The sequence below is a fragment of the Crocosphaera sp. genome (assembly GCF_030064895.1).
Lineage (GTDB): Bacteria > Cyanobacteriota > Cyanobacteriia > Cyanobacteriales > Microcystaceae > Crocosphaera.
Genome location: NZ_JASJEB010000069.1, coordinates 1 through 24,010 on the forward strand (window position 1 = coordinate 1; position 24,010 = coordinate 24,010).

23 protein-coding genes and 2 pseudogenes are annotated in these 24,010 nt (G+C 36.6%); 9 read left to right on the plus strand and 16 right to left on the minus strand.

Features of this window, described 5'->3' with window-relative positions; genetic code table 11:
• Positions 1-133 precede the first annotated feature (133 nt).
• Positions 134-283, plus strand: a pseudogene (locus QNJ66_RS26230) (RNA-guided endonuclease TnpB family protein); the annotation flags it as partial.
• A 51-nt stretch (positions 284-334) separates the two neighbouring features.
• Here the strand turns inward: QNJ66_RS26230 and QNJ66_RS15695 are convergent.
• Positions 335-1,150, minus strand: coding sequence for a Cof-type HAD-IIB family hydrolase (locus QNJ66_RS15695; protein ID WP_300508519.1), 816 nt, complete (start codon positions 1,148-1,150; stop codon positions 335-337).
• Positions 1,151-1,219: 69 nt separating this feature from the next.
• A complete protein-coding gene (locus QNJ66_RS15700) occupies positions 1,220-2,509 on the minus strand; it encodes a glucose-1-phosphate adenylyltransferase (RefSeq protein WP_300508521.1) in 1,290 nt (429 codons plus the stop codon).
• Positions 2,510-2,729: 220 nt separating this feature from the next.
• Here QNJ66_RS15700 and QNJ66_RS15705 point away from each other — a divergent pair, with 220 nt between their 5' ends.
• Positions 2,730-3,281 (plus strand): COP23 domain-containing protein, encoded by a 552-nt coding sequence (locus tag QNJ66_RS15705; protein WP_300508522.1) that lies wholly within the window; start codon positions 2,730-2,732, stop codon positions 3,279-3,281.
• Positions 3,282-3,311: 30 nt separating this feature from the next.
• Here the strand turns inward: QNJ66_RS15705 and QNJ66_RS26235 are convergent.
• The 10 genes and pseudogenes from QNJ66_RS26235 to minC all read right to left on the minus strand — a co-directional run.
• Positions 3,312-3,533, minus strand: a pseudogene (locus QNJ66_RS26235) (tetratricopeptide repeat protein); the annotation flags it as partial.
• 12 nt (positions 3,534-3,545) lie between these two features.
• Entirely contained in the window at positions 3,546-4,787 is a 1,242-nt protein-coding gene (locus QNJ66_RS15710; protein WP_300508524.1) for a tetratricopeptide repeat-containing serine protease family protein, read from the minus strand.
• Between the two features lie 296 nt (positions 4,788-5,083).
• Complete coding sequence (locus QNJ66_RS15715) at positions 5,084-5,494, minus strand: type II toxin-antitoxin system VapC family toxin (protein WP_300508526.1); 411 nt, start codon at positions 5,492-5,494, stop codon at positions 5,084-5,086.
• Between the two features lies 1 nt (position 5,495).
• On the minus strand, positions 5,496-5,735 hold the full coding sequence (locus QNJ66_RS15720) for an AbrB/MazE/SpoVT family DNA-binding domain-containing protein (protein ID WP_300508528.1): 240 nt from the start codon (positions 5,733-5,735) through the stop codon (positions 5,496-5,498).
• A gap of 37 nt (positions 5,736-5,772) precedes the next feature.
• Positions 5,773-6,981, minus strand: a complete 1,209-nt coding sequence (locus QNJ66_RS15725; RefSeq protein ID WP_300508530.1) for a class I SAM-dependent methyltransferase — start codon at positions 6,979-6,981, stop codon at positions 5,773-5,775.
• Between the two features lie 433 nt (positions 6,982-7,414).
• Complete coding sequence (locus tag QNJ66_RS15730; RefSeq protein ID WP_300508532.1) at positions 7,415-10,903, minus strand: type ISP restriction/modification enzyme; 3,489 nt, start codon at positions 10,901-10,903, stop codon at positions 7,415-7,417.
• 202 nt (positions 10,904-11,105) lie between these two features.
• On the minus strand, positions 11,106-11,672 hold the full coding sequence (locus QNJ66_RS15735) for a fasciclin domain-containing protein (protein ID WP_300508534.1): 567 nt from the start codon (positions 11,670-11,672) through the stop codon (positions 11,106-11,108).
• Positions 11,673-11,862: 190 nt separating this feature from the next.
• Complete coding sequence (gene minE, locus QNJ66_RS15740; RefSeq protein ID WP_300508556.1) at positions 11,863-12,150, minus strand: cell division topological specificity factor MinE; 288 nt, start codon at positions 12,148-12,150, stop codon at positions 11,863-11,865.
• A gap of 28 nt (positions 12,151-12,178) precedes the next feature.
• Entirely contained in the window at positions 12,179-12,976 is a 798-nt protein-coding gene (gene minD, locus QNJ66_RS15745) for a septum site-determining protein MinD (RefSeq protein ID WP_300508536.1), read from the minus strand.
• Between the two features lie 39 nt (positions 12,977-13,015).
• Complete coding sequence (minC, locus tag QNJ66_RS15750; protein WP_300508538.1) at positions 13,016-13,834, minus strand: septum site-determining protein MinC; 819 nt, start codon at positions 13,832-13,834, stop codon at positions 13,016-13,018.
• 433 nt (positions 13,835-14,267) lie between these two features.
• Between minC and QNJ66_RS15755 the strand changes: the two genes are divergently transcribed.
• Both QNJ66_RS15755 and QNJ66_RS15760 read left to right on the plus strand, forming a co-directional pair.
• Positions 14,268-15,794 carry a phosphomannomutase/phosphoglucomutase gene (locus QNJ66_RS15755; protein ID WP_300508558.1) on the plus strand — a complete coding sequence of 509 codons (1,527 nt, stop codon included), beginning with the start codon at positions 14,268-14,270 and terminating at the stop codon, positions 15,792-15,794.
• Between the two features lie 73 nt (positions 15,795-15,867).
• Positions 15,868-16,617, plus strand: coding sequence for a dienelactone hydrolase family protein (locus QNJ66_RS15760; RefSeq protein ID WP_300508540.1), 750 nt, complete (start codon positions 15,868-15,870; stop codon positions 16,615-16,617).
• Here the strand turns inward: QNJ66_RS15760 and QNJ66_RS15765 are convergent.
• Both QNJ66_RS15765 and QNJ66_RS15770 read right to left on the minus strand, forming a co-directional pair.
• Entirely contained in the window at positions 16,606-17,577 is a 972-nt protein-coding gene (locus tag QNJ66_RS15765) for an SPFH domain-containing protein (protein ID WP_300508542.1), read from the minus strand. The two genes, QNJ66_RS15760 and QNJ66_RS15765, sit on opposite strands and share 12 nt — an antisense overlap.
• A gap of 48 nt (positions 17,578-17,625) precedes the next feature.
• A complete protein-coding gene (locus QNJ66_RS15770; protein ID WP_300508543.1) occupies positions 17,626-18,090 on the minus strand; it encodes an NfeD family protein in 465 nt (154 codons plus the stop codon).
• A gap of 148 nt (positions 18,091-18,238) precedes the next feature.
• Between QNJ66_RS15770 and QNJ66_RS15775 the strand changes: the two genes are divergently transcribed.
• Positions 18,239-18,691, plus strand: a complete 453-nt coding sequence (locus tag QNJ66_RS15775) for an ABA4-like family protein (RefSeq protein ID WP_300508544.1) — start codon at positions 18,239-18,241, stop codon at positions 18,689-18,691.
• A 150-nt stretch (positions 18,692-18,841) separates the two neighbouring features.
• Here QNJ66_RS15775 and QNJ66_RS15780 read toward each other — a convergent pair whose 3' ends face one another.
• On the minus strand, positions 18,842-19,291 hold the full coding sequence (locus tag QNJ66_RS15780) for a DUF3574 domain-containing protein (RefSeq protein WP_300508545.1): 450 nt from the start codon (positions 19,289-19,291) through the stop codon (positions 18,842-18,844).
• A gap of 374 nt (positions 19,292-19,665) precedes the next feature.
• Between QNJ66_RS15780 and trpS the strand changes: the two genes are divergently transcribed.
• The 4 genes from trpS to QNJ66_RS15800 all read left to right on the plus strand — a co-directional run bounded on the left by trpS (position 19,666) and on the right by QNJ66_RS15800 (position 23,136).
• Positions 19,666-20,682 carry a tryptophan--tRNA ligase gene (gene trpS / locus QNJ66_RS15785; protein ID WP_300508547.1) on the plus strand — a complete coding sequence of 339 codons (1,017 nt, stop codon included), beginning with the start codon at positions 19,666-19,668 and terminating at the stop codon, positions 20,680-20,682.
• 62 nt (positions 20,683-20,744) lie between these two features.
• The gene (locus tag QNJ66_RS15790) at positions 20,745-21,641 is read left to right on the plus strand and encodes a methylenetetrahydrofolate reductase (protein ID WP_300508549.1); all 897 of its coding nucleotides are present in this window, start codon (positions 20,745-20,747) and stop codon (positions 21,639-21,641) included.
• Positions 21,642-21,710: 69 nt separating this feature from the next.
• Entirely contained in the window at positions 21,711-22,253 is a 543-nt protein-coding gene (locus QNJ66_RS15795; RefSeq protein WP_300508551.1) for a DUF2062 domain-containing protein, read from the plus strand.
• A 154-nt stretch (positions 22,254-22,407) separates the two neighbouring features.
• Complete coding sequence (locus tag QNJ66_RS15800) at positions 22,408-23,136, plus strand: RNA-guided endonuclease TnpB family protein (RefSeq protein WP_300508552.1); 729 nt, start codon at positions 22,408-22,410, stop codon at positions 23,134-23,136.
• A 100-nt stretch (positions 23,137-23,236) separates the two neighbouring features.
• Here the strand turns inward: QNJ66_RS15800 and QNJ66_RS15805 are convergent.
• Positions 23,237-24,010, minus strand: a 774-nt coding sequence (locus QNJ66_RS15805) for an RNA-guided endonuclease TnpB family protein (RefSeq protein ID WP_300508554.1), incomplete at its 5' end; no start/stop codon positions are given.

Sequence of the window (24,010 nt, forward strand, 5' to 3'; positions counted from 1 at the left end):
GGGGAGCATCCCATTTTTGCCAAAAACTTATTCTTGGAGTTTGACGGGGAGAGGGGGAGATGGGGAGACGGGGGGAAATTAATCAGATCAACTATTATCAATCAAGGACAATTTGCAACTTTGGGATGCTCCCGAAGATAGAGACACAATGGCAGCATTAAATATACTCAAAAAGGCTACCCAAGGGCATTGGGGAAGCTGGTCAGAAGACCTGAACGCTTGGGGAGATTCGACCTCTATTTTGGTTGGTAGTAATACCTGCCAGGGTAAGTTGAGTCAATGAACCAAGAATCCCACGCGCTTCTAGCTGTGGGAGTGTCAATTCCCTTTTTCACTAATTTAACAAAAACTTATTAATTGCTGTGGCTACTCCATGCTCTTCTACGTCGGGGGCAACCCATTTACTAGCTTTCTTTACTGCTTCGGGTGCGCTTCCCATAGCAATACCGAGTCCTGCATATTCTAACATTTCTAAATCGTTAAAATTATCGCCGATCGCCATTACTTGCTCTGCTTTTATTCCTAATAATTCTTCGGCCAGAAAACGTACCCCGAAACCTTTACTTGCTTGGGGGTGAGTTGCTTCAAAATAGATAGGAGTTGATTGGGTTAAATAAAGTTGTTCACGGGGATAAATTTGTTGTAAATTCGATAATAAATTAGCAATAGATTTAGGTTCACCAATAGCTAAAATTTTGGTAGTTTCTTGTTCTAAAATAGCTCGTAAATCTTCAACTAAAACAGGTTCTATGCCTGATCTTTGACGATATATTTCAGTTTTTTTCGTTATTTCTTGTACATATAAACGATCATCAATATAACAATGAACTTCCAGTTTATCAGACCACTCAGGTTGTTGAAAATAATCTAATAATTGATAAGCAACCTGAGAATAAACAGGAAAATGATGATGACGCACTCCAGTTAAAGGACATTGAATCCAAGCACCATTATAAGCAACAATAGGTAAATCAGAAGCAATCAACTCATGAAAACGCTTAGCAGAATAATACATCCTTCCCGTTGCTAAAGCTACTCTAATCCCCTGAATTTGTACTAACTTAATCGCTTGTTTAACTTCATCACTCACTGTATTAGAGCGACCGGCGATCGTATCATCAATATCCAAAACTAAAAGACGAATATCCATAATTTAATCAACAAAAAATAATTAGTTAAACAAAAAAAAGAGGCGACCCTTCGCCTCCTTAATTATCTTTTAAATGACCGTTCCATCCGGGATAACAGCATTTTTGATAACCACAACAATGCCATTGCGAATATAGAACCCGTCATCTTCACGATTCGATTCTTCTATCCCTTCTTTATTGGCAATGATAACATTACGGCCAATGCGCGCATTCTTATCAATAATAGCTCGTCTAACGATGCTACCTTTACCAATACCCACAGGGGTTTTACCCTCATCTATCAGAGATTGTCGAGTTTCAGGAGACTCATAAAAATCTGCACCCATCAACAAAGAATCTTCGATCGTACAATCGCTTTCGATACGACTACGAATACCTAAAACCGAGTTATTGATGCGACAATCTTTGATAATGCACCCTTCACTGATCATAGATTCGGTAACATTGCAATTGAGAACCTTAGTAGGGGGTAAATTGCGCGCACGGGTGTAAATAGGGTACTTTTCGTCATAAAAGCTAAAACGAGGTCTTGGCTGGCGGTTAAGAGCCAAATTAGCCTCATAGAAAGCTTCAATGGTTCCAATATCTTCCCAGTACCCTTTAAATAAATAAGCTTGCAGATTATAATCTTTAGCAGAAGCAGGAATAATCTCCTTACCGAAGTCTGTTTGTTCCGGGTTATTTGTGAGCAGATCACGCAACGCTTCTTTATTAAAGACGTAAATGCCCATGGATGCAATATAAGGGCTTTCTTTTGCCTGTTCTGCATTCAATCCTAAAATTGAAGTGTCAACCTGCATTTTCTTTAATGCGTCCCCTTTGGGTTTCTCAGAAAAGTCGACAATGCGGCCATTGTCATCCATTTTCATTAACCCAAAACTGGATGCTCGTCTTTCATCAATGGGAACCACAGATAAGGTGATATCTGCACCAGTTTCCTGATGTCGTCTGACAAAATCACTATAGTCCATACGATAGAGATGATCACCAGACAAGATCAAGTATTGGTCAACATCCCACTCATCAAATAACCAAAGATACTGACGCACAGCATCGGCCGTTCCTTGGAACCAACTGGGGTTTTCCGTTGTCTGTTGCGCGGCTAAAACTTCCACAAACCCATCACTAAAGCTGCTGAAGTTATAGGTTCGTGTCAGATGTCGATTCAAAGAAGCAGAGTTAAATTGAGTTAAAACGTAGATTTTGAGTATTTCTGCGTTAATACAATTACTAATCGGAATATCAATTAAACGGTATTTCCCGGCTAAGGGGACAGCAGGTTTGGCCCGTAACTTAGTTAAGGGATACAAGCGCGTACCTGCGCCACCACCGAGTATGATTGCTAGAACTTTCTTCACAAGATAACCTCGCGATTGCCTGTTACACCTCTCCACTAAAGTTTAGGACTGTAGGGGACAAATGGGAAGTGTTTGGAGTGTGTGGGGAGTGTGGGAAGTGTGGGGGGTGTGGGGAGTGTGGGAAGAATTTGTACTTTAACCTATGTAAATGAAAACTAAAGCGCAATAGAATACTTTTTGTTAAAATTTCTAGTAAAACTGATTTAAAACATAGGCTGTTATGGCTTTTGATAGATTAAACGTGGGTCTTGCTATAGTTGGTACAATTATTGGAATAGCTGGCTTGGGTTATACCATTTATAGCGATCCTCCAAAACCACCCATTGTGGATGAAAAAAGCCGTTTTTACTGCGAATTACAACCCGATCCTATTAAGGGAGGAGAGGCTTGGTCTGTTATTTATCGCCATAAGAATGGGAGAAAACCCTGGTTGAGAATGGTTCGCTCAATGGGGGATGGTTGGGACACTCAGAGGCGATGTGATGACATTGCTAGACGGTTAGATATATATCGTGAGGATGGGTTACTAGAATTTAGTTATCGCACTGATCCCAATACACCTAAACAGTATGTCATTTGTGCTAAAACAAAAGTTAGTGGGGATAATTGTCCTGTTATATTGACTTTGATGCCTGATGATAACCCTTATGAAGCACTCAGAGAAGTGGCAGGGGCTTTATTACCGGGGAGTTTACCTAGTTATCAATGTAATGATCTCGAAAACTGTCCACCTCTTCAACCTTTTACTATTACTCTGGAAGACCAGCTTTGAATTAAGTCAGAAGTTTTTAGTTTAATTATTTTATTGGTTGAGTTTTTTCAGTAATATTCTTTTATTGTTAATAGCTAAGTCATAATCAGGATCAATTTCAATAGCTTTATCATAAGATTTTCTGGCTTCTTCATAGCGTTCTAGTTTTTCTAACGCATAACCTCGATTGTTCCAAGCTTTAACATAATTAGGGTCAATTTCAATGGCTTTATCATAAGCTTTTATCCCTTCTTCATACCGTCCTAGTTTTTCTAACGCATAACCTCAATTATTCCAAGCGTTAACATGATTAGGGTCAATTTCAATGGCTTTATCATAAGATTTTATCGCTTCTTCATAGCGTTCTAGTTTTCTTAACGAATTACCTCGATTATACCAAGCTTTAACATAATTAGGGTCAATTTCAATGGCTTTATCATAAGATTTTATCGCTTCTTCATAGCGTTTTAGTTCGTCTAACGCATTACCTCGATTATACCAAGCTTTAACATAATTAGGGTCAATTTCAATGGCTTTATCATAAGGTTTTATTGCCTCTTCATACCGTTTTAGTTCGTTTAACGCAACACCTCGACCATGCCAAGCGTCCTTATCATTAGGATCAATTTCAAGAGCTTGATCATAGGAATTTATGGCTTCGGTATATTGTTTATTTTTTCGTAAGCGATCGCCTTCTAAACGTAAGATTTCAGCATCTTCTTTTAAACGTAAGGCTTGAGCTTCGTCTTCTAAAATAGAAGTAATAATAGAAGACTGATGAGCAAGATAACTTTCAATAGGAATACCCCATTTAAAATGATTAATGCGTTGTAAACGTCGAGAAATTTCGTCAATTTTTGTCTTTTGTTCACTAGACAAACTACTTTGCTGATTTCTTCCTAAACTGACAATTTCTACATCCGTTTTACCATGAACAGCGATGACCTCACCCCATTGATTAATTACTGGTGCGCCACTCATTCCCCCTACTGTAGTCATATCATAGGAAATAGCGTAACCTTCTGGTAAGGGTGGATCTTCAATGCTAGTAATTTCTCCTTTTGAAGACTGCAAAACCAGTGTTGCTTGCCCTTCTCTTGTCGGATAACCTACCATTGCCACAGTATCAAATATCTCTATCTGAGAAAAATTGTTTAATTTTAGAGCAGTATAGGGACAGTTTTCTTCTCCATCAACTAAAAACGTAATCAATGCTAAATCTTTATTTTGTATTTTCTTAAAACTGGTTGTACTAAACAACCTCTTATCAAGATAAGGGGTTATGTTAATCTGTTTGCTCGACCTTACCACATGATCGGCTGTTAATACTGCGCATCGTCCGTCACCTTTGACAAAAAATCCTGTTCCGTGTCCTTTTTTATTTTTATCCCCAGAGGAGATTAAAACAACACTCCTTTTAGTTTCTTCAACAATATCATTAAAAGATTTATTAAAAGATATAGTTTGACACCCTGTTAAAATCAGAAGCATCAAACCAGAAGTTAAGAAACTGCGCCAAGATATCATCTCTATTTCCAGGGAGTTTGAGGAATATTGACTATATTATAAAATGCTTCTCAAAAAATATAGTTAGATGATTTAATAATAACTGATTTTTTTAAGTAAATGTAGCAATAAGGTTTCAGTTGTGGAAAAATTAGTTTTCTCGGTTTAACAGTGTTAAACCCCTACAAGGAAATATTTGTAGGTACATAATATTATTATATCGTGATATATTCTTCTTTCTCAAATATCATTACCGACTGCTATAAGTATGAAAGTAACAAATAAGAGGCTTATGCTACATTAAGTTAGATTATTTTTTACTCAGGGTTAAGCCAATTTTCTACTTTTAAATTAGGTACGCGACTAAATTCACTGATATTATTGGTAATTACAGTTAAATTCAAACATAAAGCATGAGCAGCAATTAATAAATCATTAGCACCAATAGGAGTCCCTTGAACTTCTAAATAAGTTCGTATTTTTCCATAATATTCATCAACAGGATACGTTAATGGTAAAACTTCAAGACTGGTTAAAATTACTTCTATATTGGCCAAAAGTTTAGGTGATTTCTTTTTTCTTGCACCAAATCTTAATTCACAAGCAACAATAATACTTGTACAAATTTTTTCTTCTCCAATACTTTTAATTTTAGAAAAAATTGAGCCTCTAGGATGTTTGATTAATTCTGAAATGATATTAGTATCTAACAAATAAAAATGAGTCATTTTAAAAATTAATATCATCTAAGGGTAATAAGTCTTGATCCACATCTGGAAATTCTTCGTCTAAAGGTTCAATAGTAGAAAGAACTTCAAGGAGAGACTTTTTTGTATAAGGTTCTATAATTAGTTTACCATTTTCTTCTCGGATAGTTACCTCTGTAGTTGATAGTTTTAATTCTTTAGGAATAGGGAGAGTTTGTCTATTTCCTTCTTGAATTAGTTTAACGTGATATTCAGTATTCATGATATTTATTAGAGAAATAGTTTTGAGATATAACTAATTAATTATTTGTTTCGGGAGTCAAAATAATTAACTGTTTTTGTTGTAGAGATCGCACTATTTCTAAGTCAACAGAAACCTCAGCTAAAATATCTTTAACGGTTAATTTTCCATCACAACTTTGCATAAAATTATATTCAGCATCCCCTAAACTAACTGGTTGATAATCATGATTCAAAAAACTTTGACTCGGCCAACCATATAAACAAGGATGAATTTCAACAACAGCAGATAATAATGTTTCATCCTCTGACCAATCTATCTTAACTAAAGGAGGTTTTCCTAAGAAAAATTCGTAATGAGTAATGTTTTCTGGATCGAGTAATTCAGTCAATCGATATCGTTCGCGATCGCTTAATTTTTCTGCTCGTTTCATCAGTTCGTCTGACTCTCCAATTAATCTTTTTAAGTCCCAATAATGAGGGTTAGAAAAGCCAATAAATTCTAGTCCTGATGCTTCAATAAATTCAAACAAGGTGTCAATATTATAATCCGTTTCTTGGGGATGTACATACATATCCGCAAAGGATTCATCCCGATGATTTTCTAAACACCATTTTTCCTTTTCTCGCTTGACAAGTCGGTTATTTTTTGGTAGCAATTCAAATATTTTTCTACCTACAAAAACGCCGTCTTTATAATCTCCTTTTGTTTCGCTTTGTAGCAGAGAAATTGCTTTTTGCATCAGTTGAATTTCCCATCTTCCTAACTCTGCATAGACAAAAATATGAAATAGTCCACCAGGGGCTAATTTTTTGGACAATGCTTTAATTCCTGCGATGGGATCTGGTAAATGGTGCAACACTCCCACACAGTTAATTAAGTCAAATTCACCCTCAATTTTATCGGCGTTTTCTAAGGGTAAATGATGGAAAGAAATGGGATGATTATGATTAGTTGCAACTCCCGACTGTTGACAACGTTTTTGAGCAATTTCTAGGGCTTTTTCACTAATATCAACCCCCACAATTTCAGCTTGGGGATTTAACAAAATTAAATATTCTGTTCCCACTCCTGTACCGCATCCTGCGTCTAAAATTCGGATGTTTTCTCTTGCTGGTTTTCTACCTGTACAAAAGTTATAAGCAGCAATCCAATTCCATCGCCAATTATACCCTGGTGGTGGTTCATCTAATAAGGGTTCGGGAGGAAAAGGATAGGTATTATATAGTTGTTGAACGGCTGCACTTTCAGGTGAAAACTTACTCATATAATTAACAAAAAAGCGAGTTAAACTATCAAAATCAATTCAGACTTAACTATTATCTCATCAAATGATCCTGATAATATGATTAAAATATTAAGATAATTATCTATCAATTCAATTATTTTCTGTCTCTTTAATTGTCATTCCCAGGCAACAAGCTTTATACAGTCTAGAAGACTTTGTGAATAAAAGACTTGCTTTTTAGAAAAGTTTGTGTAAAAATGAAGTATGAAGGTTAATAATGGAAATATAACCATATAAAAACAAAAAAGGCAGTATTTCCCATTATGAAACATTGTATCATGAAAGCTACCCCATTGGATCATTGCAGGTAAAATTTTGGGATTTTTTCAAAGTTTAAAAGAAAAATTTTTGAATCTGAAACTGTTTAAGTAGGGGTCAAGAGTCGTTTAACTCTACTTAAAACGTAGATATATTAAGAGTTAGGCCAGTTGTAAGTATGTTGTTTAACCTGTTGATAATTTTCGTTAAGTTGGGGTTGTAGTAGGGTGATAGCGGTGAGTCGTCTAGCCATATTGCGGACTTCTCGAACTTCATCTCTGCTTAAGGAACGACCTAATAATTTTTCTTCTCGATAACTCAACCATTTTTTGATGACTTGATAGCCTCCTATGGTGTAATTATAAACATTACTGGGGATATTTTTCCAGTAGGCGATGTCATTGAGATAAATATCATAGGTGGTGTTTCCCAGTTGTTCAAGTATGGTTTCTAGGGACATATTGAGATGAGAAACACTGTTTTCTAAGATAGCAAGTTCAGTAGTAGTATAGGGACGTTCTATAGCTTTACCTTTTCCTGGCATGGTAACACCTTTTTTATTTTCGTGTCCCCATCCTGCGGTAACGTTTAAGTCTCCATCATCGGGGTTTAGTTGTTGGTTTTGGGTGTGAGAAATAAGAGCAATATTTTTTAGTTCTTCTCTGAGTTTATTGGTGACACCTGAAACATTATTTTCTGTGTCAAGAAGTGCAGCTATTTGTTGTCCTAATGTAGCTGAGTTGTATAATAATTCTCGAGTATTGGGTAAAGGAATGCGAGGGAAGTCTTGACGTATTCCATCTTCGTTTTCTTGGAGATATTGAGGAGAATATCCAATAGCTAAAACGTGCATCCAAATAAGACTAGCAGTTTCTTGATTTTCATCTGGGTTAGTAAGACCAAGTTCTCTTAAATATTGACGTGATTTTTCGGATAAGTTTGCTTGGGGTTTGGTGTTTATATATTCGTCTGTATTGAAAAGTTCTTTTTGTTTATTTTTAGCTTTATTGTGATCAACATTCAGACGTATTTGAATAGGAATAGCAACAGCATTTGGACGTAGTAAATGATAATCAGGTAAAGCAGAAGTAACAATTATGGGAATTTGTTCATTAGGTCTTTCTGCTATCATTCTTACAACAATAAACTTATTATATTTAAAATTGTTTTTAACTAATGCAGGTCTAGGTTCATTCCATAAAGGACGATTTGAGCTATAATAACACCACCTAAAATCAAAGGGATAAAGTGAATATTTTTGTATTTTTTGTTTCTCAAATTTTTCTTCTTTTTGCATTTTACTACGGCATTTTTGGGCATCAAATCTACCTCCATTAATTGCTAATCCTATATTTCTTGTCTTAAAAGTATTCCAATCAATACTAGAATCATAATAAATTTCCATTCGCTTAATTAAAATATCTTTGTCAATAGACATTAAACTTCCCTTGCGCATTTCTTGTAGCCCACTAATTGGTGATTCTTCACATAAATCAGTTATTTTCAACCATTCTAGATAATAAGAATTGATGTTTACAGGGCGAAAAGAATAACGATTATGATGTTGAGGTTTAGCTATGTCATAAGAAGAATCAAATTGATTATTATTTAAACTATTCAGTAATTTCTGACGCTTATCAACACCCCAAAAATGACGAAAATAGATGTTACTTGTATCTTGCCTTATATCTTTACGAACCATTAAACCGACAGTAGTTCCTAATTTAATACCAGCTTTATTATACTGTGTGGAAAACACACTAGGATCAGGTTTACCATCAGGCGTTTTTTTACCCGTTTCTCGACTATCCCCATTCAAACAATCAAACCATAACTTATCAAAATCATTAATAAATCTTTGTCGCATTACTACATAGGATGGATCACTTAAATAAGAGAAATTAGAAATATAACAAACCACTCCTTTTCCTGTACTTTCAGAGATACATCTTTCTGCTAAACGAAAGAATCTAACATATAACTCATCGAGATTAAACTTTTTAATTCCCCACTCACTAATTAACCCTTCTTTATAAGGTTCAACTAACCCACCTTCTTCTTGGGGACTGGTTCCAGCAAAAGCATTATAAGGAGGGTTTCCTAATATGACTAAAATAGGTTTACCCTGCTTTACTTCGTCTGCTGCTTCTCTTTCCTTGCTTAACTCAGGAAAGTATAATTCTAACTGTTTAATTTGTTTTTTCGATGTTTCATCTGGGGGTTCCCAACCAGTTAAAGCATTAGTTAAATAAACTCCTACTCGTTCATTTTCCTCCGATAAAGGAACTCCTAAATTTTGCAAAACTAACCCTAACTGAAGATGGGACACCACAAACGGTGCCGTTAATATTTCAAACCCAAATACTCTTTCTATTGCTGCTTTTTTCACCGAAGCAATAGATAATGCACCTTCTCCTTTTTCTTCTAAGGTAGTAGCAATACAGTGTAAAACTTCTACTAAATATGCTCCTGTTCCACAACAAGGATCTAAGATATAAACATTATCATCAGCCAAACCATCTTCAATATTTAACTCTTCTTTCAACACTGTATCCACACGGGAAACCATATATTTAACAATTTCTTTTGGCGTGTACCAAACCCCTAATTCTTTGCGTAACTGAGGGTCAAATGCTTGCAAAAAAGGTTCATAAAAATACTGTACTGCTTCCCCTTCATTAAACTGGGTAAAAAAGTCTTCTCGTCTGACTCTATTTAAGGCTGAACCTGTCCAGTTTAAAACTTCTACTAAGTCTAATGCTTTTAACTTAGAAGGGGCTGCGATACGTTCAAAAATAGCTTGTATCATGGGAACATGAAGATAATATGCGGCGGTTTGCCAATTAAAATCATCCTCACGTTTAGGGTTTTCTTTATGCCAAAGAACCCAAGCCGAAAAAATGCCGTAAAATAGGGTTTGTATTAAAGTAGAACGAAAAAAGCGATCGCCTTTTTCCCCTTCAAAGGTAATTCCTAAAGCTTCTTCTAATGCTGTTCTAATGGACTGTAAAGCAGGTAAATTATGTTGTTGTTCAAGGCGTGATTTTGCGTCTTTTGCATAGGAGGCCAAAAACCATGCCACCTCTTCTGGGGAGGTTATGGAGGTGACGGATAACATTACACGTCGTAGATATTCTAAAAAGCGATCGCTTTCTTGTTGAACGAGTTGTTCAGGTTGAGAAAGTTTACTCCAAAAATCTGTTTCATTATCAGCAAAAGAATAGCTTTCTAATTTAACTCTCTTGCCATTTTTATCTTCTCCTATCAATAAAAATTCTCGATAATTTGTAACTAAAACTTGACGATATTTTTCCCAATATCTAATAACTTGTTCACTGTTGGCAATTTTATTAACATCTTCTTTTGTTCCCTTAACTTCAATCACTCCCCGTTCAGGATAAATAGAATTAAAAGGTTGTCCGTTTTTATTTTTGCGAAATTGATTAGCAGTAAATAGTCCCCCATCTGGTAAACCTGCACCTTGATTTTTTAGATTAATAATACAGCGAACTTTCGGCTTTAAGATGTTACCTACATCATTCAAAAGGGTTTCTAAGGCACCATAATAAGAGGTTTCTGCAACCCCTGCACCGGTGCTATAAATTTCATAGAGATTACGGAAATAAGTGGCTAGATAATTCATTCACTTATTATCTCATGAAATTACTCTCATCATCTAATTAAAATATTTTAAAAAATTGATTTTATAAAAATGTACCTATATTGCCTATTATTAATAGTAGATTGCTTTAGTAACTAATTTGAGTGAAAATATTATCAACTATTTCCCATAAAAAAGGCGAGATGGAAAAATCCACCTCACCCCTAATTATGTGAAAATTTTCTTACTTATCAGAAGGTAAAATAACCTTATCGATGACGTGAATAACACCGTTACTGGTCATGATATCAGCCTGAACGACGTTTGCATCATTAACCGTGACTTCTGAACCGTCTAACTTAATTTTAACCTTGCTGCCTTCCACAGTTTCAACCTTAACCTTACCTTCTTGGAGATCGGTAGATTTAACCACACCAGGGACAACATGATACTTTAAAATTGCAGCGAGTTTTTCCTTATTTTCAGGCTTAAGTAACTCTTTAACATTCTCTTCTCCTAATGCCGCAAAAGCTTCGTCAGTGGGAGCGAATACAGTATACTTCTTTTCACCAGATGATAAGACATCTACTAAACCAGCAGCCTCAACAGCAGCGACTAAGCTTTCAAAGTCATCAGCAGCAACCGCAGTTTCGACAATGTTCTTCGTCTTCGTCTCATGATGACCTGCTACTATTTGGGTTTCTGGCTGAGAAGCTTTTTGTTCTATTTTATCAGCAACTGCTGGAGCAACGGAGAAACCAAGGGCTAAGAGTCCCCCTACTAAAGCAGAAAAAGATTTTAATCCAGTCATTTGTTTAATAATAAATTTTGTTCCTGTAATGTTAATTATTGTAACAACTATAATTTAAGATTACAAAGGAAAAGTTAATATTCTGATAATAAATCTCTTCTTGTGGTAGAGGTTAATGGCGTATTTCCAAGACTAAGCTTCCCACGAGTAGAACTGCGTGGGATTTTTGAGTTAAAAATGGATAACTAACTCAAGAGTCAGTTACGGTCTCATTTTCCCGTTTAATGCGACGAATAGGTAAATTAGCGATTAAAGCTGTCATTCTTTGGTCACTTTCGAGGGAAAATTCCATTTCTTCGGGGTCTATATCCACATAACGATTAACCACCGCTAAGATTTCTTTACGCATAGCTTCGAGCATTTCGGGGTTTAGTCCAGCGCGATCGTGGGCTAAAATGAATTTAAGACGGTGTTTAGCGTTGTCGCCGCTTTGGGTCTGATTTCTCCAGGGGAACATTTTTTCAAGGATCTCAAGAATCATAGGTTTATAGGATTAACAAAAAAGTTTACTTTTTGAAAATGCTGAGAAAACGGGTGATTAGGTTATCATCAGCGGCCATAAAATCAACAAACGGAATATCTTTTCCGTTTAATCTTTGGGCGATATTCGTAAAAGCTAAACTAGGAAGAGAAGTCGTTTCTTCTAAGACTAAAGGTTCCCCTTTATTTGTAGAAATAATAATGCGTTCATCGTCGGGAACAATACCCAACAAAGGAACCACCAATAAATCTAAAATATCCTCCACCCCAATCATTTGATTGAGTTGAATCATTTTCGGTTTAATTCGATTAACAATGAGGTGAATTTTTTTAATATCTTCACTTTCTAAGAGGCCGACAACCCTATCTGCATCACGCACCGCAGCCATTTCAGGGGTGGTGACAATAATGGCTTCTTGTGCTGGAGAAATAGCGTTGCGAAAACCCATTTCGATGCCGGCAGGACTATCAATAAAGATAAAATCAAACTCAGGGTCCAATAGTTCCACCAACTTTTTCATATCATCGGGACTGATAGCTTCTTTGGTGCGATTTTGGGCAGCCGCTAATAACATTAAATTAGGTTGACGTTTATCTTTGACTAAGGCTTTTTCGATGGAACATTCCCCGGATAAAACATCAATAGCAGTGTAAACCACCCGTTGTTCTAGTCCCAAGAGTAAATCCAAATTTCTTAAACCAAAATCTGCATCCACTAAAGCAATTTTATAGCCTAAACTGGCGATCGCAGATCCTAAATTAGCGGTAATAGTGGTTTTGCCAACGCCTCCTTTTCCAGAGGTAATTACAATAACACGACTCATAATGTAAAACTCAATTATCCAATAGACTTAAACTTATTATTATGCAAGATTGGAGGTATTTTTTTGCGTCCAAACCTTATCCTTAGTGGTAAATGTGTGGGTTTTATTAAAATTGAGGGCAGACTTAAGGCGTATCCCTTCATTCGTTAAATAAGCCACCTCTGCTTCAAATACCTCTTGAGTGTCTCCTGGGGGTCGGGCTACGGCTTCACCAATGCGTAACTGGGTTGGCCGCATTCGTAACGCCATGATACAACATTCTGGGTTACCTTTTGCCCCGGCGTGAGCAATGCCTCGTAAATGTCCCCAAATAATAATATCGCCATCGGCAATCACTTCTCCTCCTGGATTAACATCTCCTTGAATGATAATGCTTCCTGGGTGACGAATGGCAACCCCAGATCGGACTGTGGTTTTGAGATATAAGGGTTCGCTAAGATTGCTAGGAGTGGCAATGTCTGTGGCGAAGAGTTCCTGTTTTGGGGTTTCTTGTTCAACGGAATAACCGGCGGTGGCCGCTGTAATGGCGGTTTGACGACGACTGGTGAATACACGGGTTAACTCTAAGTCGGCTGCTTCTAAAGCTTCGCCAATATTGTGAAACTGACGACTATCGAGTAAGCGGTTTTCTACTAATAAATGAACGGGGGTTGCTGGTGTCCAGGTTCCCTTATGATGGTTCAAGCAGTATTTTAGGTCTTGTAATAACTCTATCCAGTCTTTGTTTCCCTCTTTGGGTTGGGTGTCTGGCAAGATTAATAATAGTTTTTTTCCTGCTCTTTTTAGATGAACTTGGGAATAAGGTTTAGATATATTGGCATTATCCTTGGAAAAAGATGTGGTTAACTCACGATTCATAGATTTCAATCTCTGTGACATTACACCTCCCTTTATTAAATGGGGGGTTAACGGTTTTGTACTAAAAGCAGACGTTATGTTTCAACTTATTAAACAGTAATCTGGTGGCATAGAAGCATAAGAAGCATAAACGGATTATAACAAAACACGGGATATTCAAAACTTCTGTTTTGAATTAGGAGATATCGAACCACGTTGTCTAGATTGTTATAGGAACCATCAAAGGTACTAAGGATGGTCTTGGACATAACTGATATCTTCTACCAGGACATAAAAACCCAACAAGAACGCAAGGGAAATCAATTATCAGTCAGTTACAATCAAAATTAACCCTTTTGCCTGTTCCTTCTCTAAACTAGCTAGTTTCAGCGAAGGTGCAAGATGTGAGTTAAACGTTTAAAATAAGATTATAATTTTTCTTACAAGAATCATGATGCAAAAGTTTGACTGGAAAAAGCTACAAAATGGCTCAGATATACGGGGCGTTGCCTTAGAAGGAATCGCTAATGAATCTGTTAATTTAACTCCGGAAGTTGCTCAAATTTTGGGTCAAGCTTTTGTGGTTTGGTTAGGTAATAAATTAGGGAAAATTGCATCGGAATTAACTATTTCTTTGGGTCGTGATAGTCGCTTATCTGGCCCTAGTTTATTAGCAGCAGTTAGCGAAGGGATTAGTTTATTAGGAAGCACGGTTTATAATTTTGAAATTGCTTCCACTCCTGCTATGTTTATGAGTACCATCAACCCAGATTTAAGTTGCGATGGAGCGATTATGTTAACGGCTAGTCATCTCCCTTTTAATCGCAATGGCTTGAAGTTTTTTACGAAAAATGGAGGATTAAATAAGGGTGATATTAGCGATATTTTAAATTTAGCTGAAGAGAATAATTTTACAACAGTAACGGAAAAAGGAAATATAGATAATTATGATTTTATCAGCGTTTATGCTCAAGGCTTAGTTAAGAAGGTTAGAGAATCAGTAAATCATCTAGACAATTTTGAGCAGCCATTAAAAGGGTTAAAAATTATTGTTGATGCTGGAAATGGGGCAGGCGGATTTTATGCAGAAAAAGTTCTAAAACCGTTAGGTGCTGATACCAAAGGCAGTCAATTTTTAGACCCTGATGGAACTTTTCCTAATCATATCCCTAACCCAGAAAATGAAGAAGCAATGCAGTCTATTTGTCAAGCAGTTGTTGATAATCAAGCAGACTTTGGCATTATTTTTGATACAGATGTAGACCGAGGTGCTGCGGTTGATAATTTGGGTAAAGAATTGAACCGAAACCGTTTAATTGCTCTCATTTCTGCTATCGTTTTAAAGGAACATCCAGGTTCAGCTATTGTGACAGATTCCATTACATCTGATGGCTTAACTAGCTTTATTACAGACGAATTAAATGGGGTTCATCATCGCTTTAAAAGAGGCTATAAAAATGTTATTAATGAAGCCATTAAATTGAATAACGAAGGACAAGAATCATGGTTAGCTATTGAAACTTCTGGCCACGGTGCTATGAAAGAAAACTATTTTCTGGATGATGGGGCTTATCTAGTAACCAAACTATTAATTGAATTAGCAAAATGTAAACAACAAGGCAAAAATTTAACAGATTTAATTGCTAATTTACAAGAACCCCAAGAAAGTCAAGAGTTTCGAGTAAAAATTAACACAGAAAATTTCAAAGATTATGGTAATCAGGTGATAGAAAAATTGCAAGAATTTGCAACAACTCAAGATGATTGGCAACTGGTTCCTAATAATTACGAAGGGGTCAGAATTTCCTGTCAATCTGCCGATGAAAATGGCTGGTTATTACTGCGTTTATCTCTTCATGATCCTGTTATTCCTCTTAATATAGAATCTAATGTTTCAGGAGGAGTAAACAATATTGCCAGTAAGGTTTTAGTATTTTTGAGTGATTTCGATGCTTTAGATTTAACTACTTTTAATGTATAATCAACAATTAAAAAAAGGGGTGAAATATCATCCCTTTAATGGTCAATAAATTCAGAAAATTTTAAAATTCAAAATGACACAGTTAAACATCACAACTGAAACCCTTGTTATCGAAAATGATGGGTTAAAAATTGATAGTTATTTAGCAATGCCAAAAGAAGAGGGTGTTTTTCCTGCGGTGATTGTTATCCAAGAAATTTTTGGAGTTAACGATCATATTCGGGATGTTACCAGACGTTTTGCGCAACAAGGATATGTTGCCATTGCCCCGGCTATTTATCAAAGGCTTGCCCCTGGATTTGAAACCGGTTATACTGCCGAAGCGATCGAGATTGGTAGAAGCTATAAAAATCAAACCAAAGCCGATGAATTATTGTCAGATATTCAAACAACTATTGATTATCTTTACACCTTACCTCAAGTGAAAAAAACAGGGGTAGGAACCATCGGTTTTTGTTTTGGGGGTCATGTGGTTTATTTGGTTTCTACCCTACCTCAAATCAAGGCAACTGCTTCGTTTTATGGTGCAGGAATTACTAACTGGAAACCAGGGGAAGACGGGAAAGCAACGGTAGAATCTACTCCAAATATCAAAGGGAAATTATATGCTTTCTTTGGGATGGAAGATGCGAGTATTCCTCAAGAACAAGTTGACATCATCGAAAAGGCTTTACAAGATAATAATATTCCTTCTCAAGTCTTTCGCTATCAAGGGGCAGAACATGGATTTTTCTGTGATCAAAGAGGTAGTTATAATCCAGAAGCTGCCCAAGATGCTTGGCCGAAAGTCTTAGAATTATTTAAGACTGAATTACTCGGATAAATGACGATCAATGTTCTCTAAGTCTTGGGTTAATTGTTGATATTCATCGGACTGAAAACCAACTACTGATCGCACCCCTTCTAAGGTGGACATAATATTTCTGGGGTCCATAAACATGACTTTACTACTGTCACTACTGCCAATTTTAACCCCCATATCCAGGTAGTTTTGTGCTAATAGAAATTGTAAGGCTTCTTGGGCGTTGGGATCGGTTTTTAGTTTTTCAGTTAAGATATCTATTGCCCTGGCGATCGCCTCTGCTTTTAAGATTTGTTGTTGACGTTCCGCTTCTGCTTGTAAAATTTCGGCTTTTTTCTGAGCTTCTGCTTCTAAAATCCTAGATTCTGCTTTACCTTGGGCGGAGTTAATAGCTGAATCTCTTTCCCCTTCAGAGGTTAAAATCGCAGCCCGTTTTTTTCGTTCCGCAGCCATCTGTAACTCCATAGAATCTTGCACTGCTTTTGAGGGCATAATATCCCTCAATTCTACCCGAGTTACTTTCACACCCCAAGGATCTGTAGATATGTCTAATTCCCGTAATAATATCTCGTTAATTTCTGTTCTAGCGGTAAAAGTTTGGTCTAATTCTAGTTTACCTATTTCCGAACGAATTTGCGTTAACACTAGATTAACCATAGCAGATTGTAGGCTTTCTACTTTATAATAGGCTTTCTCCATGTCCATAATTCTCCAATAAACCACTGCATCAACGGTAATGGAAACATTATCTTTTGTAATACAAGATTGGGGGGGAATATCGATAACTTTTTCTCTAATTGTCTCTTGATAAACCACCCGATCAATAAAGGGAACAATAAAGTTTAATCCTGGACTTAGCTTTTTATTGTAACTCCCTAATCTTTCAACTAAATACTCGTTTTTTTCGTTGACAATTTTTACAGAGCCAAAAACTGTTGAACCACCTAAAACTAAAATAACCAAAAAGAAAAACTGACCCATTTTAAAACCTCCTTAATAATCATTATTTTTAGTGTAGCAAATCCATTTCTATTCGTCTAAGGAACATGGGAGAAATTCTGGTAATACCACTAATGTATTGCCTTTTCTATTAACAATATATACTTTTTGATGGGGAGCAATTAATATTGTATGATCGGCACAAATAGCTTGCCAGGAATTACCTTCATAGAGAACTCTCCCCGTTTTACCTGGAAAAATTTCTGTTAATGTTTCTCCTTCTTGTGCATCACCAACCCTAGAGTTTAATGATTTTTGTTTAGGAACAAAACGCCGTGAACCGACAATTGAAACTGTTGATAAACTTAACCACAAGATTACTTGTAAAGGAAAATAAGGAATTACTAAGGCGATCGCAGCTACAACAATAGCACTAATTCCCATCATAAATGCGACAAAAGCAACGGGAAAAATAGCTTCAGAAAAACAGAGAATAGCACCGGCAATTAACCAAAGTAAAGCTGGACTTACCATCGGAACATAGCTAGAAGACATAAGACAATTGAACGGTTAAATTTTATGTTTATACCAAGACAATTGATAACAGCACAAAATTTTGATATTTACCCTCATGATAACTCTATTAACCAAGATGGGTTACACTGAAGAGGTCAAAATTTCACTTTCTTAAGGAAAATTTAAAATGGTTGATTTAAGTCTCTTGTTTAACATTGCTAACATTTATGCTTTACCTTTTTGGTTATTAATGGTGGTTTTACCAAAATGGGGAGTGACACAAAAAGTCATGTCTTCTTATCTTCCTTTTGTTCCCTTAGCAGGGTTATATATTTATCTTTTTGCTGGTAGTCTTGATCCTGATTCTGCCGCAGCTTTTTCTAACCCAACTTTACCTGTTTTAGCGCAACTTTTTAGTCAAGAACCTGTAATGTTAACGGGATGGATACATTTCATTGTTTTGGATTTATTTACTGGTCGCTATATTTATTTAGATGGACGAGAAAAAGGTATTTTTACTATTCATTCTCTGATCTTATGTTTATTGGCCGGTCCCATTGGTTTACTGAGTCATATTGTTACTTCTTGGATACAATTAAAACTTTCTAAATCAGAAGAAATAGAAGCAAGTGCTACTTAATTTATTGATCTTTTCTATATAGAGAAGAGTCTAAATATCTTCCCAAAAATAGAGATAAGATAATAATTTTTTTCTAGCTTACTGATCATATAAACCAACACTTTCTTCCGTAAAGAATCCCCAAGTTTATAACTTGGGGCAGTTCAATTATTAGAATCTAACACAGTTAATCTCATCAAGACGCATTACAGATTGTTGGTCAAATTTTGATTGATAAGCTTCTCGTATCTCTTCAATGTTCTTATCTGCTTCTGGGGAAGCGGTATATACTATCATCACTACGCGGGATGATTCCTGTATTATCTTTCCGGTTTTAGCATCTTGCCATTGTCCCTCTACCTGATCAACCGTCAGTCCATCAGGAAAGCGAGAGGTTACTTCTTGCTCAAGAAACTCTTGCCATGCAGCAGAATCAACCTTACCACCACCGGGTATAGCAAGACCAAAAAATAGTTCGACCTTGGACTGGACTTCACCCCCATGAGAACATACTGGTTTAGGCATAGCATTACTAGGAGACAAGGTGAAAGTCCAGAGAATAATGACAGCATTAAAAATACTTCTCCACCAAAGTAGGTCTTGCTTTCGGTCTATTTTCATCACATTAAACATACTTTAACTCCATATAAACAAGCTATTGGCCAAATTCTAGCAAGGATCTAGCTTTTAGTTATTTTTGGAACTGTATTTTATGGTTTGGTAGTGAACAAATATGTTCTATTGCGCAACAGTAGATTTTCTAACAGTTTATAACCTGTTATGTGGAGTCCGATGATAATTATAAATAGTTATTTTTTTTAGTAAGCGATGACAATTTTAACTTGACTACTTCTACTGTTGCGCAACAGTAAAAGTTAGTAATTTCTTAGTTTTGAAATTGATATCCTCAACGAATATCATGGGAGCTTGGTCACACACCCGTGCTATTCTGTAAAGAAATAATAATATTAAACAAAAATTACCACAAAAGTAGAATGGGCAAACAAAGGGTATTATCAGGGGTACAACCCACAGGAAATCTCCACTTAGGCAACTATTTAGGGGCAATTCGTACCTGGGTAGATATGCAAGACAATTATGACAACTTTTTCTGCGTGGTGGATCTCCACGCCATTACTGTCCCTCACAACCCGAAAACCTTAGCCCAGGATACATATACCATAGCAGCCCTTTATCTAGCCTGTGGCATCGATTTAGACCATGCCACAATCTTTGTCCAATCCCATGTTACAGAACACAGCGAACTAGCTTGGTTGCTAAATTGTATAACCCCTCTCAACTGGTTAGAAAGGATGATCCAGTTCAAAGAAAAAGCCCTTAAACAAGGAGAAAATGTTGGTGTTGGGCTGTTAGATTATCCCGTATTAATGGCTGCTGATATTTTACTCTACGATGCCGATCAAGTCCCTGTAGGAGAGGATCAAAAACAACATTTAGAATTAACCAGAGACATTGCAATAAGATTTAATGATCAATTTGCAACTCCAGAAAACCCCGTTTTAAAACTTCCTGAACCCTTAATCCGTAAACAAGGGGCGAGAGTAATGAGTTTAACCGATGGAACCCGTAAAATGTCAAAATCAGACCCTTCTGATCTCAGTCGTATTAACTTATTAGATACTCCGGATCTCATTAAAAAGAAAATTAAAAAGTGTAAAACAGATCCCGTCAGAGGTTTAGAATTTGACAATCAAGAACGGCCTGAATGTAACAATTTATTGGGGCTTTATACATTATTATCAGGAAAAAGTAAAGAAGAAGTTGCAGCAGAATGTCAAGACATGGGATGGGGACAATTTAAACCCCTATTAACCGAAACAACCATAGAAGCATTGAAACCAATTCAAGAGAAATATCAGTCTATTATGGATGATAAAGATTACTTAGACTCAGTATTACGAGAAGGTAAAGAAAAAGCCCAAACCGTTGCTCATCAAACCCTAACTAGAGTCAAAGACGCTTTAGGATACTTACCTTTACCTAATAACTAAATAAGTGGTAAATACTCACTGATAACTGACTCCTATTTAACCATTACAACCCGCCTAAATTTATGATTAACCATTTTCGTCAAGCCGTCCAAAACCAAGAATTTTTGATCACCGCAGAAATAACTCCCCCCAAAGGAGGAAACCCAACGAGAATGTTAGAGATGGCCAAAGGACTCAAAGGTAGGGTTCATGGAGTTAATATTACCGATGGCAGTCGTGCTGTGTTGCGAATGTCTTCTATGGCTGCCTCTGCTTTATTATTGCAGTATGGCATTGAACCCATCTGTCAAATGACCTGCCGCGATCGCAATGCCATCGCCTTACAAGGGGACTTGATGGGGGCTTATGCTTTAGGATTACGTAACATTTTAGCCTTAACAGGAGATCCAATTAAAGCAGGGGATCACAAAAAATCAAAAGCCGTATTCGAGCTAGAATCTGTTAGATTACTGAAGATGATTGATAAACTCAATGAAGGCATTGATTTTAACGATAAACCCCTGATAGATGAACCCTTAGACCTCTTTCCTGGGGCTGCTGTTGACCCTCAATGTCGCAGTTGGTCGGGGTTACAGCGAAGATTTGAGCGCAAAGTAGAAGCCGGTGCGCAATTTTTCCAAAGTCAACTAATCACTGATTTTGAGAAGTTAGATAAATTTATGCACCAACTTGCTGCTAATACTGATAAACCGATTTTAGCTGGAATTTTTCTGTTGAAATCAGCTAAAAATGCCCAATTTATTAACAATAATGTGCCAGGGGTAGAAATTCCCGAAACCATAATTAAACGGTTAGCCGAGGCAGAAGACCCCTTAAAAGAAGGGGTTAAAATTGCTGCCGAACAAGTAAAACAAGCTCAACAACTCTGTCAAGGGGTACACATGATGGCCGTTAAACGGGAAGATTTAATACCAGAGATTTTAGATCAGGCTGGTATTCCCCCTATTGTTTCTCAATGAAAAATCTATTATGTCTTAGTGAAAAGATTGATAGCATAGAAAAACAGTAAAACACTTACTTTTGATAAAATGTCTGTTGATCCGTCCTTTCTCCCCGTGATTTTTCAAGACAAAAAACCGCCTCATCGCCCTCCGTATAAACGTCGTCGTTCTCGAATCAAGCGATCTTGGCGTTACTTTTATTTACGGTTTTTGCGATTACGGGGAACCCCTCGTTACATTTCACGGGGATTAGCATTTGGCGTGTTTGCTGGTTGCTTTCCTTTGTTTGGACTGCAAACCATCATTGGTGTTTTATTGGCCATTATCTTCCGGGGACATAAATTAACAGCAGCAGCAGGAACTTGGTTGAGTAATCCCTTAACTTATGTACCAGTTTTTGCCTTTAATTATAAAGTGGGGGAATTTATATTAGGATTTAGTATTGGCAAAACCAAAGTCACTCTTCCTGATAATTGGGAGTCTTGGACAGAGTTAAAAGAATCAGGTTTAGTCTTTTTGGTAACTTTATTTTCTGGTTGTTTAGTTGTAGGTTCAATCGCAGCTATTCTAACCTATATGATTAGTGTGCGGTTTCTGTGTCGTTGGCGTAGAAGACGTTACGGAAATTAATTAGGGAGAGTTTCTTCTAGAAGACAAAAACCTGTACAATCCTAGACATACCTGTACATAATGTCCAGGATATTTCCTCTGCACCAGGAAATTTGCCAGTTCATTAGACCATAGATTCAGATATAATAGAACATAGGAGAAACAATGGTCATCTATGTACGCAATAAAAAGGGAATTAAAGCTAAATAATCAAGAGAAGAGCTTTTTTGCTGGTTGTGCTGGTTTCTCTCGTTTTGTGTACAATCTAGGAATAAAAACTTTTGCTACTCTTAGTGACGGAAAAACCTTTGAATCTCCATCTTCCATAAAAAAAGCGAAAACCAAGCTAGGAAAGATACAATGGAGAAACAGGAATAAGGTGCTAGGCAACCGTCGTTCTGGAATATCTGCATCTAAAAATGCAGTTAAATATTACCAGAAACTAAGAAAGAAGCATAAAAGAATAACCAACATTAGAGAAGATTTTCTGCAAAAAACCACTACATTATTAGCTAAAACTTATCAACATATTCTCGTAGAGGATTTAAACATAAAAGGCATGATGGCTAATCATAAGTTATGCTCTGCCTTATCTAATTTAGGATTATATCGTTTTCGAGAATTGTTGAGTTATAAACAAGAATGTTTCGGTTTTTTGTTAACCATAGTAGATAGGTGGTTCCCCAGTTCAAAAACTTGTTCCCTGTGTGGAAATATACAAGATATGCCCTTATGTGAAAGGGTATATCATTGTCAAAATTGTGGTCAAGTGATGGACAGGGACTTAAATGCGTCAATTAATCTCGAAAATTGGACAAGCAATGCCGATGGCTTATCGGTAAACCCAGAGCGAAGTAGAAGGGTGAACACCTGTGGACAAGAAGGAGCCGTCTGCCTTGGTTGAAGAAGGAATTGAACATCAAGCCTGTCTAGGTTTGTCTAGGTTTCATGAAGCAGCAAGAAGTGTGAAAAATGTGAGGAGAATTAAGGGTGAACTACCCCAACTAATTGCAAGCAATATAGTTGGGGTTTCCAATCTCATTGGGAATTGCGTCTAAGAGGCAAGAAATCTTGCCTCCTAGCCGTCTTACACTCCCTCCATTGGCAGTATCGCTAGTTCCTAACGACAATATCCGTAAGGCTTCATTTCTAATATTTATTGAGGCATTTATGTCACGGTCATGATTAGTGTGGCAATGTTCACAAGTCCAGTTTCTAATATCAAGAGGCAAACTGTCCACTTGATTTAGACAAACATGACAAGTCTTAGAACTAGGGAAAAATCTATCAACTTCAATATAAGTTTTCCCTTCGTTTTCTGCTTTATACTTTAGCATTGTACAAAACATTCCCCAACCACAATCACTAATAGCTTTAGCTAATTTGTGGTTTTTAACCATTCCTTTGACATTGAGATTTTCTACAGCAATAACTTGGTTTTCGTTGACTATCTTACGGGATAGTTTGTGTAAAAAATCTTCTCGACATCTGGAGATTTTGGAATGTACTTTAGCTACTAAACGTCTAGCTTTTTGCCTAGTATTACTCCCTTTTTGTTTCCGAGATAATTTTTGTTGCTTATGCTTTAAGTTCTGTTGATGTTTAGCTAAATGTCTAGGATTATCAAATTTAGAACCATCACTGGTCACAGCAAAATCAGTTAATCCTAAATCTATTCCAATGGCCTTACCTTCTGTTGAGGTTTCTGGTTTCTCTAGACCATCATCAACTGTAACTGAAGCATAGTATTTGCCATCACTGTTTTTTGAGATTGTAAC

Coding starts and splice junctions, on each gene's coding strand:
- QNJ66_RS15695 (WP_300508519.1), bottom strand. CDS start 1,150: ATGGATATTCGTCTTTTAGTTTTGGATATTGATGATACGATCGCCGGT.
- QNJ66_RS15705 (WP_300508522.1), top strand. CDS start 2,730: ATGGCTTTTGATAGATTAAACGTGGGTCTTGCTATAGTTGGTACAATT.
- QNJ66_RS15710 (WP_300508524.1), bottom strand. CDS start 4,787: ATGATATCTTGGCGCAGTTTCTTAACTTCTGGTTTGATGCTTCTGATT.
- QNJ66_RS15715 (WP_300508526.1), bottom strand. CDS start 5,494: ATGACTCATTTTTATTTGTTAGATACTAATATCATTTCAGAATTAATC.
- QNJ66_RS15720 (WP_300508528.1), bottom strand. CDS start 5,735: ATGAATACTGAATATCACGTTAAACTAATTCAAGAAGGAAATAGACAA.
- QNJ66_RS15725 (WP_300508530.1), bottom strand. CDS start 6,981: ATGAGTAAGTTTTCACCTGAAAGTGCAGCCGTTCAACAACTATATAAT.
- QNJ66_RS15730 (WP_300508532.1), bottom strand. CDS start 10,903: ATGAATTATCTAGCCACTTATTTCCGTAATCTCTATGAAATTTATAGC.
- QNJ66_RS15735 (WP_300508534.1), bottom strand. CDS start 11,672: ATGACTGGATTAAAATCTTTTTCTGCTTTAGTAGGGGGACTCTTAGCC.
- minD (WP_300508536.1), bottom strand. CDS start 12,976: ATGAGTCGTGTTATTGTAATTACCTCTGGAAAAGGAGGCGTTGGCAAA.
- minC (WP_300508538.1), bottom strand. CDS start 13,834: ATGAATCGTGAGTTAACCACATCTTTTTCCAAGGATAATGCCAATATA.
- QNJ66_RS15755 (WP_300508558.1), top strand. CDS start 14,268: ATGCAAAAGTTTGACTGGAAAAAGCTACAAAATGGCTCAGATATACGG.
- QNJ66_RS15760 (WP_300508540.1), top strand. CDS start 15,868: ATGACACAGTTAAACATCACAACTGAAACCCTTGTTATCGAAAATGAT.
- QNJ66_RS15765 (WP_300508542.1), bottom strand. CDS start 17,577: ATGGGTCAGTTTTTCTTTTTGGTTATTTTAGTTTTAGGTGGTTCAACA.
- QNJ66_RS15770 (WP_300508543.1), bottom strand. CDS start 18,090: ATGTCTTCTAGCTATGTTCCGATGGTAAGTCCAGCTTTACTTTGGTTA.
- QNJ66_RS15775 (WP_300508544.1), top strand. CDS start 18,239: ATGGTTGATTTAAGTCTCTTGTTTAACATTGCTAACATTTATGCTTTA.
- QNJ66_RS15780 (WP_300508545.1), bottom strand. CDS start 19,291: ATGAAAATAGACCGAAAGCAAGACCTACTTTGGTGGAGAAGTATTTTT.
- trpS (WP_300508547.1), top strand. CDS start 19,666: ATGGGCAAACAAAGGGTATTATCAGGGGTACAACCCACAGGAAATCTC.
- QNJ66_RS15790 (WP_300508549.1), top strand. CDS start 20,745: ATGATTAACCATTTTCGTCAAGCCGTCCAAAACCAAGAATTTTTGATC.
- QNJ66_RS15795 (WP_300508551.1), top strand. CDS start 21,711: ATGTCTGTTGATCCGTCCTTTCTCCCCGTGATTTTTCAAGACAAAAAA.
- QNJ66_RS15800 (WP_300508552.1), top strand. CDS start 22,408: ATGTACGCAATAAAAAGGGAATTAAAGCTAAATAATCAAGAGAAGAGC.